Origin of the sequence: Burkholderia sp. THE68 (genome assembly GCF_009938265.1) — a bacterium.
Classification (GTDB): domain Bacteria; phylum Pseudomonadota; class Gammaproteobacteria; order Burkholderiales; family Burkholderiaceae; genus Caballeronia.
This window is the reverse complement of record NZ_AP022315.1, coordinates 676,793-690,730: the sequence shown is the minus strand read 5'-3', so window position 1 is coordinate 690,730 and position 13,938 is coordinate 676,793. Positions and strand designations below refer to the sequence as shown.

At 65.6% G+C, this 13,938-nt stretch carries 12 protein-coding genes; 7 read left to right on the top strand and 5 right to left on the bottom strand.

Annotated elements, in window-relative coordinates:
- Positions 1-126: 126 nt before the first annotated feature.
- The gene (locus BTHE68_RS03245) at positions 127-1,443 is read right to left on the bottom strand and encodes a replication-associated recombination protein A (RefSeq protein WP_162065118.1); all 1,317 of its coding nucleotides are present in this window, start codon (positions 1,441-1,443) and stop codon (positions 127-129) included.
- A 181-nt stretch (positions 1,444-1,624) separates the two neighbouring features.
- Between BTHE68_RS03245 and cytX the strand changes: the two genes are divergently transcribed.
- Positions 1,625-2,953: a putative hydroxymethylpyrimidine transporter CytX gene (gene cytX, locus BTHE68_RS03240; RefSeq protein WP_162065117.1), complete on the top strand. Its 1,329-nt coding sequence runs from the start codon at positions 1,625-1,627 to the stop codon at positions 2,951-2,953.
- A gap of 1 nt (position 2,954) precedes the next feature.
- On the opposite strand, the gene speB is transcribed toward cytX, so the two are convergent.
- The gene (speB, locus tag BTHE68_RS03235) at positions 2,955-3,971 is read right to left on the bottom strand and encodes an agmatinase (protein ID WP_225936195.1); all 1,017 of its coding nucleotides are present in this window, start codon (positions 3,969-3,971) and stop codon (positions 2,955-2,957) included.
- Between the two features lie 114 nt (positions 3,972-4,085).
- Here speB and BTHE68_RS03230 point away from each other — a divergent pair, with 114 nt between their 5' ends.
- On the top strand, positions 4,086-5,006 hold the full coding sequence (locus BTHE68_RS03230) for a LysR family transcriptional regulator (protein ID WP_162065116.1): 921 nt from the start codon (positions 4,086-4,088) through the stop codon (positions 5,004-5,006).
- A gap of 33 nt (positions 5,007-5,039) precedes the next feature.
- On the opposite strand, the gene lolA is transcribed toward BTHE68_RS03230, so the two are convergent.
- A complete protein-coding gene (gene lolA, locus BTHE68_RS03225) occupies positions 5,040-5,720 on the bottom strand; it encodes an outer membrane lipoprotein chaperone LolA (RefSeq protein ID WP_162065115.1) in 681 nt (226 codons plus the stop codon).
- 32 nt (positions 5,721-5,752) lie between these two features.
- Positions 5,753-8,068: a DNA translocase FtsK gene (locus tag BTHE68_RS03220; protein WP_162065114.1), complete on the bottom strand. Its 2,316-nt coding sequence runs from the start codon at positions 8,066-8,068 to the stop codon at positions 5,753-5,755.
- Between the two features lie 360 nt (positions 8,069-8,428).
- Here BTHE68_RS03220 and trxB point away from each other — a divergent pair, with 360 nt between their 5' ends.
- The 5 genes from trxB (at position 8,429) to BTHE68_RS03195 (ending at position 12,191) form a co-directional block, all read left to right on the top strand.
- On the top strand, positions 8,429-9,424 hold the full coding sequence (gene trxB, locus BTHE68_RS03215) for a thioredoxin-disulfide reductase (RefSeq protein WP_162065113.1): 996 nt from the start codon (positions 8,429-8,431) through the stop codon (positions 9,422-9,424).
- Positions 9,425-9,614: 190 nt separating this feature from the next.
- Positions 9,615-10,442: a Smr/MutS family protein gene (locus tag BTHE68_RS03210; RefSeq protein ID WP_162065112.1), complete on the top strand. Its 828-nt coding sequence runs from the start codon at positions 9,615-9,617 to the stop codon at positions 10,440-10,442.
- Positions 10,443-10,464: 22 nt separating this feature from the next.
- Positions 10,465-11,052, top strand: a complete 588-nt coding sequence (locus tag BTHE68_RS03205) for a trimeric intracellular cation channel family protein (protein WP_174258024.1) — start codon at positions 10,465-10,467, stop codon at positions 11,050-11,052.
- Between the two features lie 107 nt (positions 11,053-11,159).
- The gene (locus BTHE68_RS03200) at positions 11,160-11,813 is read left to right on the top strand and encodes a protein-L-isoaspartate O-methyltransferase family protein (protein WP_162065110.1); all 654 of its coding nucleotides are present in this window, start codon (positions 11,160-11,162) and stop codon (positions 11,811-11,813) included.
- Between the two features lie 54 nt (positions 11,814-11,867).
- On the top strand, positions 11,868-12,191 hold the full coding sequence (locus tag BTHE68_RS03195; protein ID WP_061180052.1) for a rhodanese-like domain-containing protein: 324 nt from the start codon (positions 11,868-11,870) through the stop codon (positions 12,189-12,191).
- Between the two features lie 22 nt (positions 12,192-12,213).
- Here BTHE68_RS03195 and BTHE68_RS03190 read toward each other — a convergent pair whose 3' ends face one another.
- Positions 12,214-13,788, bottom strand: a complete 1,575-nt coding sequence (locus BTHE68_RS03190) for a GDSL-type esterase/lipase family protein (RefSeq protein ID WP_162065109.1) — start codon at positions 13,786-13,788, stop codon at positions 12,214-12,216.
- Positions 13,789-13,938: the final 150 nt, after the last annotated feature.

The following is a 13,938-nucleotide window of genomic DNA, read 5'->3' as shown; positions in this document are numbered from 1 at the left end:
CGGGGGCTGCTTTGTTAAGTAATCGGAAACGCCGATTTTAGCGCACGGTCATTGCGCGCCGGGCGCAATCGGCGACGCGCCCGGCGAAACGCAGTGTGCCCGCGCGCGAAACGCACGGCGCGGTTTTCATCGCTTCTTCTCGTCGCGATGCTCGCGCCGCCAGGCTTCGTCGAGTTCGGCGAGGCGCGCGAGCTTGTCGCCGATCTTGCCTTCGAGCCCGCGCGGCGTCGGCTGGTACCAGCGCGGATCGCGCATGCCGTCGGGCAGATAGGTTTCGCCAGCCGCGTAGGCATCGGGCTCATCGTGCGCGTAGCGATATTCGTGACCGTAGCCGAGTTCCTTCATCAGCTTGGTCGGCGCGTTGCGCAGATGCACCGGCACGCCGCGCGACTGATCGCGGCCGACGAAGCGCCGCGCCTCGTTGTACGCGTTGTACCCCGCGTTCGATTTCGGCGCGACGGCCAGATAAATGAGCGCTTGCGCGAGCGCCAGTTCGCCTTCCGGCGAGCCGAGCCGCTCGTAGGTTTCGGCCGCGTCGAGCGTGATGCGCGCGGCGCGCGGATCGGCGAGGCCGATATCCTCCCACGCCATGCGCACAATGCGCCGCGCCATGTAGCGCGGGTCCGCGCCGCCGTCGAGCATGCGGCAGAACCAGTAGAGCGCGGCGTCCGGATTGCTGCCGCGCACCGATTTATGCAGCGCGCTGATCTGATCGTAGAACGCGTCGCCGCCCTTGTCGAAACGCCGCAGATTCTCCGCGAGCGCACTGCCGAGCAGCGTGCCGTCGATCTCCGTCTGCTTTTGCTGCGCCGCCGCGCGCGCGACGATCTCGAGGTTGTTCAGCAGCTTGCGGCCGTCGCCGTCGGCGGAACCGATCAGTGCGTCGCGGGCTTCGTCGGTGAACGTGAGGCCGCCGAGTTCCTTCGACGCGCGCTCCAGCAATTCCTTCAGCTCGTCGGCATCGAGACTCTTCAGCACGTAGACCGCCGCGCGCGACAGCAACGCGCTGTTCACCTCGAACGACGGATTCTCCGTGGTCGCGCCGACGAACACGAACAGGCCCGACTCCACGTGCGGCAAGAACGCGTCCTGCTGACTCTTGTTGAAGCGATGCACCTCGTCGACGAACACGAGCGTCTGGTGCCCGTTCGCGCGATGGATCTGCGCGGTTTCCACCGCCTCGCGGATATCCTTGACGCCGGAAAGCACCGCCGACAGCGAGATGAACTGCGCGTGGAACGCATCGGCCATGAGACGCGCGAGCGTGGTCTTGCCGACGCCAGGCGGGCCCCAGAGAATCATCGAATGCGCTTCGCCCGATTCGAACGCGACGCGCAGCGGCTTCGCTTTGCCGAGCAGATGCTTCTGGCCGATCACGTCGTCGATGGTGCGGGGGCGCAGGCGCTCCGCGAGCGGAACGGTGCCACGGTTTTCTTCGAACATGTGCTGTGCGATGCAGGTTGACGCAGTTGGGTGGATCGCGGCGATAATCTCGCGCTTCCCGAAAAGCGCGGCGCGGCCGCAGAATCGGGTCATTATGACAGCCTGACGGCGCACGGCTTTCGCACGAAGCGGGCCACGCGCCGGTTGAATCACGCTCTGACCATATAAAGGACGCAATCCGATGGGGCAAGAACACGCCACGAACGCCGCAGCGCACGGCGAAACGTCGACCTACGCGCCGCTCACGCCGGTTCCGCCCGAACGGCGCGCATTCGGCACGAGCGATGCCTTCGCGCTGTGGTTCTCGCTCGGCATCGGCCTTCTGGTCGCGCAGGCGGGCGCGCTGCTGGTGCCGGGACTGTCGCTGCCGCACGCGCTCGCGGCCATCGTCATCGGCACGGTGATCGGCGTCGTGCTGCTCGCGCTCGCAGGCGTGATCGGCACGGATACGGGGCTCGCGGCGATGTCGTCGCTGCGGCCGACGCTCGGTGTGCGCGGCGCGTCGGTGCCGGCGGTGCTCAACGCGATCCAGCTCGTCGGCTGGGGTTCGTTCGAAATCATCGTGATGCGCGATTCCGCCGATGCCCTCGCGAAGCAATCCTTCCATTTGTCGATGCCGCTCGTCTGGACGCTGATCTTCGGCGCGCTCGCGACGCTGCTCGCCATCAGCGGCCCGCTCTCGTTCGTGCGGCGCTTTCTGCGTACGTGGGGCGTATGGCTCCTGCTCGGCGGCGCGGGCTGGCTCACCTGGAATCTGCTGGCCAAACAGGACATTGGCGCGCTGATGTCGCGCGCCGGCACAGGCGAGATGGCGTTCGGCGCGGGCATCGATCTGGTCGTCGCGATGCCGCTCTCGTGGCTGCCGCTGATCGCCGATTACACGCGCTTCGGCAAAAGCGCGGGCGGTACGTTTCGCGGCACGCTGCTCGGCTATGGCATCGCGAACGTGTGGTTCTACGCGCTCGGCGCGATCTACGGCCTTGCGGCGGGCGGCGGCGATGCGCTTCTGACGACGGCGTTCGCGCAGGCGGGCGGCGGTCTCGCGCTCTTTCTGATTCTCATCGACGAAACCGACAACGCCTTCGCCGATATCCACTCGGCAGCCGTATCGACGGGAACGTTCTGGGCGCGCGCCAGCGTGCCGATGCTCTCGTGCGCGTTCGGCGCGTTATGCACGCTCGTCGCGCTCGCCGTCGCGATGGGCAAATATCAGAACTTCCTGTTGCTGATCGGCTCGGTGTTCGCGCCGCTCTTCGGCGTCGTGCTGGCGGATCACTTCATCGTGAGGAAGCGCCGCATCGATGCCGCCGCGCTCGGCTCGGTCGACGGGCGCTACGGCTATTCGGGCGGCTGGCACGTGAGCGCGTTCATCGCGTGGGGCATCGGGATCGCGGCGTATCACGCGATCAATCAATGGCTGCCGAATCTCGGCGCGACGCTGCCCGCGCTCGCGCTCGGCGCGGTGTGCTATCTACTGCTCGTGTCGGGCAGGCGTCGCGCTTACGCGTGACCTACTTCGCCGCGCGATACTCGACGCCCGGCAGCACGCACAGCAATTCGAACGCGAGGTTCGCGCCCAGCAGCGCCGTCGTGCCGAACGGGTCATAGGGCGGCGCGACTTCCACCAGATCCGCGCCAACGATATTCAGCCCGCGCGCCCCGCGCACGATCTCCAGCGCCTGCGGCACGGTCAATCCGGCGATTTCCGGCGTGCCGGTGCCCGGCGCGAACGCCGGATCGATGCCGTCGATATCGAACGTGATGTAGACGGGGCCGTCGCCCATCTGCGCGCGCACTTCGTCCATCAGCGGCGCGAGCGACTTGTTCCAGCATTCCTCCGTCTGCACGACGCGAAAGCCCTGCTCGCGGCACCAGTCGAAATCGCCGGCTTCGTAACCCGTGCCGCGCAGGCCGATCTGCACCACGCGCGAACAATCGAGCAAGCCCTCCTCCACCGCGCGACGGAACGGCGTGCCGTGCGCGATCTTCTCGCCGAACATGGTGTCGTTGACGTCCGCGTGGGCATCGATATGAATCAGCCCGACCTTGCCGTGCTTCGCGTGAATCGCCCGCAGGATCGGCAACGCGATAGTGTGGTCGCCGCCGAGCGTGAGCGGCTTGCAGTCGTGCTTGAGGATTTCGCGGTACGCGCGCTCGATGCGGTCGATCGAATCGAGCAGGTTGTACGGATTGATCGCGACATCGCCGATATCCGCGACGCGCAGCGAATCGAACGGCGCGGCGCGCGTCGCCATGTTGTAGGGGCGCAGCAGCACGGATTCGCTGCGCACCTGGCGCGGACCGAAACGCGCGCCGGTCCGGTTGGACGTGCCGAGATCGAACGGCACGCCGACGAAACACGCATCCAGCCCTGAAGCGGACTGCACGTGCGGCAGGCGCATCATCGTCGTGATGCCGCCGCAGCGCGGCATCTGGTTGCCCGACAGCGGCTGCGGGCGCTCGGCGCGCTGTTCGAGAAAGTGCGAATCGAAGTGTTCGGCGGGCGCGAAAAGTGAGGATGTATTCATGACGTCGGATGTGTGCGCGTTGAGATGACACCATTAATAGCCGCTTTTTCGCGAAGATGAAATGGCGATGAAAATAACTTAACATCGATATTTATCGATGTATCGGCGACGCCCATGTTCACTCACCTTTCCGACCTCGACCTGCGCCTGATCCGCGTGTTTCTCGCCATCGTCGATGCGGGCGGCGTCTCGTCGGCGCAGGCGACGCTCAACGTCGGGCAATCGACCATCAGCACGCAGCTCGCGACGCTCGAAACGCGGCTCGGCTACCGGCTCTGCGAGCGCGGGCGCGGCGGCTTCGCGCTGACATCGCGCGGCGAACAGTTCGTCGACGCGTGCAGAACACTGCTCGCGGCCATCGATACCTTCGATTCGACCGCGCGCAACGTCGGCAAGAAGCTCGTCGGCACGCTCACGCTCGGGATGATCGGTAACACGCCCGTCAGCGCGAATGCGCGCGTCAGTCAGGCGATCGCGCGGTTCCGGCAGCGCGACGAATCCGTGCGCTTCGCGGTGCTCGTGCGCTCGCCGGGCGAACTGGAGGAAATGCTGCTGGCCGAGCGCATCCAGATGGCGATCGGGTATTTCTGGCATCGCGTGCCGTCGCTCGACTACACGGAGATCTTCGCGGAGGACCAGCTCGCGTATTGCGGGCGCGAGCATCCGTTGTTCGCGCAGGCCGGGCGCGTCGGCGTGACGCAAGCGTTCGAGCATGACTGGGCGTGGCGCAGCTATCCGCTACCCGAGGCGGGCGAACTCACGCCGCGCAATATCGGCGCGCTCGCCGACAACATGGAAGCCGTCGCGATGCTCGTGCTGTCGGGACGGCATCTCGGCTATCTGCCCGAGCATTTCGCCGCGCCGTATGTGAAGGACGGTCTGCTCGCGCCATTGAATCCGCAGGCGATGCGCTATCGCGTCGCGTTTCAGATGGTCACGCGCGCGGAGCGTGCAAGCGGCGCGCGCGACGCAAAACGCGAAATCGTCGAGGCGTTTATCGAGGATATGGCCGCGGCGCACGCGGCTATCGAGTGAAAAAAGGGCGCTTTGCGTCGCGCCCTTTGCGGATCAGCCGTTGATCACGTCCGCGCCCTTCGGCACGGTGAATTTGAAGGTATCGCTCTTGATCGGCGGGTTCTTCTGGATGTTCGAGAACGTGAGCAGCGTGACGTTGCCGAACACGTCGTGCAGTTCCATCGCCTGCAGGTTGCCGTCCTTGAAGCCGATGCCGACCGTCTCGAACTGCGTGTCCTTCGCCTTCGGCGTGAGTTCGAGCCAGTCGATGCCGCCCTTCTCGCCCGCATCACGCAGATTGAAGTTCTTTTCCAGATCGTTGCTGCCGAACAGAATCGCCGCCGGGCTCGCGCCGAGCGAACCGCCGAGCGTGCGCACCGTGACCTGGTTCAGGTCCTTGTCATAGACGTAGAGCTTGTCGCCATCGGCCTGCAGGATTTGCGAGTACGGTTTCTGATAGGACCAGATGAACTTGCCCGGCCGCGCGAACATGAACGTGCCGCTGGAGGTCGCGCCCTTGGTCGGCACCGTGGTCGAGGTGGCGCCGTTGTTCGCGCGGCCGGGCGCCTTGATTTCCTGTTGCGTGAAGTCGCCGCGCGCCGCGCGCACCTGCGACACGAACGCCTTCAACTGTTCCGTGCCGCTCGCGAATGCGTGCGATGCAAACAGCATCGACGCCGAAAACAATGCAGCGCTCAAGACCTTGAGCGTGCGGTTCCCCGTAAGGTGTTTCATCGTTGTGTTCTCCCTTTGATTCCCGGCGTGCGTCATTGCTCGTCGCGCGCCGGCGTCAGGATTTCGCGGTTGCCGTTCGACGACATCGCCGACACGAGCCCCGAGTTCTCCATCTGTTCGAGCAGGCGCGCCGCGCGGTTGTAGCCGATGCGCAAATGCCGCTGCACGAGCGAGATCGACGCGCGCCGGTTCTTGATGACGACCTCGACCGCCTGATCGTACAAGGGGTCCGACTCGCCGTCGGCGCCGGCGGTTCCGCCCGCGCCCGCCGAGCCTTCGTCGCCATCGCCCGCGAGGCCGCCTTCGAGAATGCCCTCGATATAGTTCGGCTCGCCGTGTTCCTTCAGCTTGTCGACGACGCGATGCACTTCCTCGTCCGACACGAACGCGCCGTGCACGCGCACCGGCAGGCCGGAGCCCGGCGGCAGATAGAGCATGTCGCCCATGCCGAGCAGCGACTCGGCGCCCTGCTGATCGAGAATCGTGCGCGAATCGATCTTCGACGACACCTGGAACGCCATGCGCGTCGGCACGTTCGCCTTGATGAGGCCGGTGATCACGTCGACGGACGGGCGCTGCGTCGCCAGAATCAGGTGGATGCCCGCCGCGCGCGCCTTCTGCGCGATGCGCGCGATCAGCTCTTCGACCTTCTTGCCGACGACCATCATCAGGTCGGCGAGCTCGTCGATCACGACGACGATGTGCGGCAGGCGCGTGAGCGGTTCCGGCTCGTCGGGCGTGAGGCTGAACGGGTTCGGAATCTTTTCGTCGCGCTTCTTCGCTTCGTCGATCTTGGTGTTGAAGCTCGCGAGATTGCGCACGCCCATCTTGCTCATCAGCTTGTAGCGGCGCTCCATTTCCGCGACCGCCCAGTTGAGCGCGTGGCCGGCCTGCCGCATGTCCGTGACCACCGGGCACAACAGGTGTGGAATGCCTTCGTAGACGCTCATTTCGAGCATCTTCGGGTCGATGAGGATGAGGCGCACCTGATCCGCGCTCGCCTTGTAGAGCAGCGAGAGAATCATCGCGTTGATGCCGACGGACTTGCCCGAACCCGTGGTGCCCGCAACCAGCAAATGCGGCATCTTCGCGAGATCGGCGCAGACCGGATTGCCGCCGATGTCCTTGCCGAGGCCCATCGTCAGACTGGACGCGGCGGCCGCGTAGACCTCGGAGCCGAGAATCTCGGAGAGCTTGACGGTCTGACGGCGCTGGTTCGGCAATTCGAGCGCCATGAAGTTCTTGCCCGGAATCGTCTCGACGACGCGGATCGACACGAGCGACAGCGAGCGCGCGAGATCCTTCGCGAGCCCGACGATCTGACTGCCCTTCACGCCCGTCGCCGGTTCGATCTCGTAGCGCGTGACGACCGGCCCCGGATACGCCGCGACCACGCTCACCTCGACGCCGAAGTCCTTCAGCTTCTTCTCGATGAGCCGCGACGTGTATTCGAGCGTATCCGCAGCGATGGTTTCCTGCGTCTTCGGCGGCGGATCGAGCAGCGCGAGCGGCGGCAGCGTGGAGTCGCCCGGCAGGTCCTTGAAGAGCGGCACCTGCTTTTCCTTCTCGGCGCGCTCCGAACGCGCGGGCGCGGGCGCGGCGGGCACGATCATCACCGGCTCGTGGTCTTCGCTCTTTTCACGCGAGCGCACCACCTTGCCTTCACGCTTGACCGCGGCGGCTTCGCCGAGCTTGCGGTCGCGGCCCGCTTCGCGGCGCAGTTGCGCGCCGGTGATCGCGTTGAGGATGCCATCGCCGACCTTCTCGCATACGGACAGCCACGAAAAGCGGAAATACAGCGACAGGCCGATCGCCAGCGCGATCAGCAGAAAGAGCGTGGCGCCCGTGAAGCCGAGCGCATGCGAAACATGCCGCGCGACCACGTCGCCGACGACGCCGCCCGGCGCGCGCGGCAACTGCACCTTGAGCGACCACATGCGCAGCGCCTCGATGCCGTCGCTCGCGAGCAGCACGAGCACGAACGCGAACGCTTCGGCGAGCCAGGTGCGATCCTTCGGCGCGTCTTCATCGACGACGGGCGGCAGCGTGATGCGCCGATAGTTCGCGACGATGCGCCGCGCGAGCAGCACGATCAGCCAGTACGAGGACAGCCCGAACACGAGCAGCAGAATGTCCGACGTGTACGCGCCGACGCGCCCCGCCCAGTTCGCGAAGTGATCGATGCTCACCGCGTGGGTCCAGCTCGGGTCCTTGCGGCTGTACGAGAGGAGCGCCATCACGAGGAAGAGTCCGAGTGCGACCTGGAGAATCCAGCGAATCTCGGTGAAGAGCCGCGACATGCGGTGCGGCAATGCCTGCGGGCTCGCGGAATAAGTAGCTTTGGCCATTGATTCGGTGTCGCTGTGTGTCGCTTGCAGCCTCGCGCGCCGATGCACCGGGGCCGCATGGAACGGTGGCCTATTGTAAACGCTGCATTGCGGTGAACGGCGCAAAAACGGCCTCGTTCTTGCAACCTGTAACACTCGTCACGCGCTCGTCATGCGGCCCGGCCCGCCCGCCGGGCCTATCAAACCGATTGAAAGGTTCACTCGGAAGGCTTTTCCAGCGGCCTTTATAATCCTCCTTTTGCACCTAAATACGGTTCATCGGAAGCGCGCCGGCGCAGTCTCGCGGCCACGCGCCACGCCACTGGCGTCGTTCGCCGGTGTCGGTATTTCCGAGCTGACCATCAAAAACGGACCATCATCATGTCTTCGCCCAAACACGCCAAAGTGCTGATTCTCGGTTCCGGCCCCGCCGGCTACTCCGCTGCGGTGTACGCCGCGCGCGCGAACCTGTCGCCGCTGCTCATCACCGGCCTCGCGCAAGGCGGCCAGCTGATGACCACCACGGACGTCGAGAACTGGCCGGCGGACCCGTCGGGGGTGCAGGGCCCGGAACTGATGCAGCGTTTCGAGGAACATGCGCGCCGCTTCAACACCGAGATCGTGTTCGATCACATCCACACCGCGAAGCTCAACGAGCGACCGTTCCGTCTGATCGGCGATTCGGGCGAGTACACCTGCGACTCGCTGATCATCGCGACCGGCGCATCGGCGCAATATCTCGGCGTGCCGTCCGAAGAAGCGTTCATGGGCAAAGGCGTGTCGGCCTGCGCGACCTGCGACGGCTTTTTCTATCGCAACGGTGAAGTCGCGGTGATCGGCGGCGGCAATACCGCAGTCGAAGAAGCGATCTATCTCGCGGGCATCGCGAAGAAGGTCACGGTCGTGCATCGCCGCGACAAGTTCCGCGCCGAGCCGATCCTCATCGACCGCCTGCTCGCGAAGGAGAAGGAAGGCATCGTCGACATCAAATGGAATCACGTGCTCGACGAAGTCACCGGCGACCAATCTGGCGTCACCGGCCTGCGCATCAAGGACACACAATCGGGCAACACCACCGACATCGCGCTGCAGGGCGTGTTCGTCGCGATCGGCCACAAGCCGAACACCGATCTCTTCATCAACCAGCTCGAGATGAAGAACGGCTACATCATCACGAAGGGCGGCACCACGGGCGACGCCACCGCGACCAGCATCCCCGGCGTGTTCGCGGCGGGCGACGTGCAGGATCACGTGTATCGTCAGGCGATCACGAGCGCGGGCACGGGCTGCATGGCCGCGCTCGACGCGCAGCGCTACCTCGAAACCATCGACGAAACGCCGACGCCGCATTCGATGAGCCACGAAGCGGACCGCTGATCGGGCGTCATCCGGGCGCGGCCGCGCGCGGCGAGCCGGTAAAATGGAGATCGCCCGCTTTTGCAGCGCCCTGCCGGTTCATGGCGGCGCGTAGATGAAACGGGCCACGGTTCACGCCGTCGGCCCGTTTTCATTGGGGCGCGACGTTGCGCGCGGCGCCCGATTCCTGTCGACTTCCGCTGGCCGAACGATGCCGAAGAACCTCCCACATCCGAACGAACCGAAAGTCCGGCGCAAGGAAGCGCCGCGTCCGGCCGCGTCCGTCGATGCGAAGCCGGCCGACGCGCGCGATGTCACGGCCGCCGTGAAGCGCGACGGCCTCGCGGGTCTGTCGTCGCTGAAGCGCGCGCTGAAGGCCGATGCGGAGAAACGCGAAGTGCAACGCGTCGCGGCGGCGCACGCCGAGCGCGAAGCCGTCGCCGATGCCGACGAGTTCCGCCGTTCGATCGGCGCGGTCGAGCCGCTCAGGACGCCGCCGCGCACGACCGTCACGCGCGTGCCGCCTCCGCCGGTGCCGCTGCAAAGCCGCCGCGACGAGCAAGCCGTGCTGCAGGAAGCGCTCTCGGACGAATACGATCCCGAAAGCCTGCTCGATATCGACGAAACGCTGTCGTTCCATCGCCCCGGCATCAGCCAGGAAGTCGTGAGGAAACTGCGGCGCGGCGCGTGGATCGTGCAGGCGCAGTTAGACCTGCACGGCATGCGGCGCGAGGAAGCGCGCGAGGCGCTCGCGGAATTCATCCGTGAATCGGTGAAGCGCGGCTTGCGGTGTCTGCGCGTGATCCATGGCAAGGGGCTCGGCTCCATCGGCCGCGAGCCGGTGCTCAAGGGCAAGGTGCGCGCGTGGCTCGTGCAGAAGTCGGAAGTGATTGCGTTCTGTCAGGCGCGGCCGCACGACGGCGGTGAGGGCGCGGTGCTCGTGCTGCTGCAGCCGGGCGGCGCGCCGCGGCATCATAACCATCCGCAAGACAAGAGCCACGGCAAGCATTCTTATCCGGGGCCGGACAGTGCATCCTAGACTGACCCTCGCCATCACGATCATGGAGGCGCTCGCGATTTTCGCGTACGCCTTCTCCGGGCTTCTCGAGGCGCGCAAACGCAGGCTCGACGCGGTCGGCGCGTTTCTCGTCGCCCTCGTCACCGCGTTCGGCGGCGGCACGGTGCGCGACGTGCTGCTCTCGCGCCGCCCGTTCTACTGGGTCGAGCATCAGGATTACGTGCTGTTCATCTTCGCGATGGCGATTTTCGCGCCGCTTTTCCTGCGCGTGACCTCGCGCCTCTTCGATCAGCGCGCGCTGCTCATCACCGATGCGATCGGCCTCGGCCTCTTCAGCGTGTCGGGCACCTCGATCGCGCTCGACGCGCAGATGCCCGCCTTCACCGCCACGATGATGGGCGTCGTCACGGGCGTGTTCGGCGGCGTACTGCGCGACGTGCTCTGCAACGAGATTCCACTGATCCTGCGCGACTCGCGCCCGTACGCGGTCTGCGCGTTCGCGGGCTGCTGGATCTATATCGGGCTGGAGCGGCTCGATGTCGACACGATCTACAACGTCCTCTTTTCGACGGCGTTCATCCTGATCGCGCGGCTCATCACCTTCAAGTTCGATATCCGGCTGCCGCATTAGCGCGAAACGGGCGGGAAAACCCCCCGTTTTGCTACAATCGCGTAGTTTTCTGACCCCGCATCCGGCCGCGACGCAGTGCGCTCCGGTCGCCACCACGCACACAGAACATGAACATCGAGCAAGCGCGTTTCAACATGATCGAGCAACAGATTCGTCCCTGGGAAGTGCTGGACCAGGACGTGCTGAACCTGCTCACGATCGTCAAGCGCGAGAACTTCGTTCCCGCCGCGTACCGCAACATCGCTTTCGCGGACCTCGAAATTCCGCTGCCCGGCGGCGAGCGCATGCTCGCACCCAGGGTCGAAGCGCGCGTCCTGCAGGAACTCGCGGTTCACAAGGGCGAAACCGTGCTGGAAATCGGCACGGGCTCGGGTTACATGGCGGCGCTGCTCGCGCATCGCGGGCGCAGCGTGACGAGCGTCGAAATCTCGCCGGAACTCGCCGATTTCGCGAAGCAGAATCTCACCGCGAACGGCGTGACGAACGTGGACGTGATCACCGGCGACGGCTCGCTCGGCTGGGATCAGGGCGCGCCCTACGACGTGATCTGCGTGTCGGGCGGCCTGCCGGTCATGCCGCAGCAGTTTCTGGAGCAACTGAAGATCGGCGGTCGCATCGCGGCGTTCGTCGGCGCGGCGCCGGTCATGAAGGCGCAGATCATCACGCGCGTGGACGAAAAACAGTTCCGCGTGTCGGATGTGTTCGAAACGCTCGTCGCGCCGCTGAAGAACGCGGTGCATCCTTCGCAGTTCAAGTTCTAAGCTGAAAGCGCACTGCCGGTCGCAACCGGCCGCGCGAGTCCTGCCGGAATCTCCATGCAAAATCTCACCGCCCCCGAACTCGCCGCGTGGCTCGCCGATGACTCGCGCCCCGCTCCCGTCCTGCTCGACGTGCGCGAGCCCTGGGAAATCCAGACGGCGAAGCTGGCCAACATCGTAGCGATTCCGATGCGCGAGATCCCCGCGCGCAGCGAGGAACTCGACGACGAAGCGCAGATCGTCTGCATCTGCCATCACGGCGCACGCAGCGCGCAGGTCGCGATGTTCCTGGAATCGCGCGGCTTCACGAAGACGTTCAACCTGTACGGCGGCATCGACGCGTGGTCGCGTCAGGTCGATCCGTCGGTTCCCACGTACTGATTTCCTCGGTAACGAGCGCGTCTCATCCCGCGCTCGACCACAGTGCCGTGCCGTGCGGCGAATAGATGACGAGATGCCCGTCCTTCTGGATCGTCGCATAGGCGCCCGGAACCGAGGTGCGCGTCTGCCAGACCATCGCGCCGTTGCTGTCGTACATCGCGAGGTTGCCGTCCTCCTGCATGCGGATTTCGACGCCCGGCGTGCCGCTCACATGCGATGACCAGATCGTCTCGCCGTTCAGCACGGCGACGAGATAGCCATCGTCCTGCAAGGTCAGCTCCACACTGCCGCTGCACGCCGCGAGCGACTGTCCCATCGCGATACCCTCGCCCGTCGTGAGCCGGCCGCACGCGCTCGGCGCGTTGATCGGCGGCAGCGCGGCGAACCAGGTCAGATCGACGGCATTGGCGATCGCCTGCATGCCCGCGTCGTTCGGATGCAGGTCGTCGCCGCTGTTGTAGCCGCGCGCATAGGCGGCATCGGCGTCCGTGCTGGCCGGGTCGCCCAGCACTTGCGCCTGATCGAGCACGGCATCGCAGCCGCTGCTTCTGCCGCGCAAGAATGCGTTCACGGTCTGGCGCGTGTCTTCGATCGCAGGCGTCCATTCGGCCATGCCTTCGAACGGCGTCAAGGTCGAGCAGATCACGCCGACCTTCGCATCGCCCGCCTGCCGCGCGAGCCGCTGATACGCGGTCATGAGCTGCTGCGCACTCGGCGGATTGCCGCTGATGAGGTTGTTCACCGCATCGTCGGAAATGATCACCCACTTCACGTTCGCCTGGCCGAGCACGTCGCGTGCGAAGCGCGTGAGGCCGGCCTGGCCGGAGGCATCGGTGAAGAAGTCATTGCCGCTGATGCCCTGATTCAGCACGCCCACCGTCATGCCCGCGCGGTTCAGCCGCTCCGCCAGCCGGTTCGGCCAGCGCCGGTTCGTGTTGGGCGTGGACGCCGTCCCCTCCGTGATCGACGCGCCGAATGCAACCACCGCGCCCGTCGCGGCGGCGTTCATCACGTCGACATTGGTGAGGAAATAGTTCGACTGGCCGCCCGCCGCATTCACGACGCCGCCCGCGAAGTTCGAATCCGCGCTCACGTCGCCCGGCGCGATATAGACGTCCTGCATCGCGTCGATGTGGCCGGTCGAGTTCGGCGGCGTCTGCGATGGAATGTGCATGCTCACGGCGATGTCGCCGAGCGTGGGCACCTGAAACGCGACGGCGTCGCTCTGCACCGAGGCGCCCGCAGGAATCGTCACGTACGACTGGCCGTTGAAGGTCACTTGCCGGTCCGTGCCCGCGATCGTGCGCGCCCCGTGCTGGCGGCGCGCGATGTGCACGTCGCCGATCGTAACCGGTTTCTCGCCGAACAGATTGGAAAGCGTGAGCCGCGCCGCCGTGCCGCCGATGCTCGTATGCACGATCTGGCGAATCGTCTGATTGTTGAAGCCCGGATCGGACGTGACGGCGGGCGCGCTCGACCAGGTTCCGGTCCACGGCGCGTTCGTGATGACGCCCTGCGCGAAATAATGCGACGTATCGGGCCAGAACAGAAAGACGACGAGCGCGAGCCCGATCAGCTTTTGAAGCCCTCGTTTCACTCCGCCTCCGCGTCATCATTTTTGGTAGAGGGGAAACTAGACCATGATGTCCCGTTCATGGCCGTGCGCTGGCGTACAGACAACGCAATAACGGTGGTTTTGCCGCGCAGCAAAAAAAAACGGGCCGCAGGAGCATTTCGCCCATGCGGC

Bases quoted from the DNA above. Each gene is read 5' to 3' on its own strand.
- BTHE68_RS03245 (WP_162065118.1), bottom strand. From the start codon at position 1,443: ATGTTCGAAGAAAACCGTGGCACCGTTCCGCTCGCGGAGCGCCTGCGC.
- cytX (WP_162065117.1), top strand. From the start codon at position 1,625: ATGGGGCAAGAACACGCCACGAACGCCGCAGCGCACGGCGAAACGTCG.
- speB (WP_225936195.1), bottom strand. From the start codon at position 3,971: ATGAATACATCCTCACTTTTCGCGCCCGCCGAACACTTCGATTCGCAC.
- BTHE68_RS03230 (WP_162065116.1), top strand. From the start codon at position 4,086: ATGTTCACTCACCTTTCCGACCTCGACCTGCGCCTGATCCGCGTGTTT.
- lolA (WP_162065115.1), bottom strand. From the start codon at position 5,720: ATGAAACACCTTACGGGGAACCGCACGCTCAAGGTCTTGAGCGCTGCA.
- BTHE68_RS03220 (WP_162065114.1), bottom strand. From the start codon at position 8,068: ATGGCCAAAGCTACTTATTCCGCGAGCCCGCAGGCATTGCCGCACCGC.
- trxB (WP_162065113.1), top strand. From the start codon at position 8,429: ATGTCTTCGCCCAAACACGCCAAAGTGCTGATTCTCGGTTCCGGCCCC.
- BTHE68_RS03210 (WP_162065112.1), top strand. From the start codon at position 9,615: ATGCCGAAGAACCTCCCACATCCGAACGAACCGAAAGTCCGGCGCAAG.
- BTHE68_RS03205 (WP_174258024.1), top strand. From the start codon at position 10,465: ATGGAGGCGCTCGCGATTTTCGCGTACGCCTTCTCCGGGCTTCTCGAG.
- BTHE68_RS03200 (WP_162065110.1), top strand. From the start codon at position 11,160: ATGAACATCGAGCAAGCGCGTTTCAACATGATCGAGCAACAGATTCGT.
- BTHE68_RS03195 (WP_061180052.1), top strand. From the start codon at position 11,868: ATGCAAAATCTCACCGCCCCCGAACTCGCCGCGTGGCTCGCCGATGAC.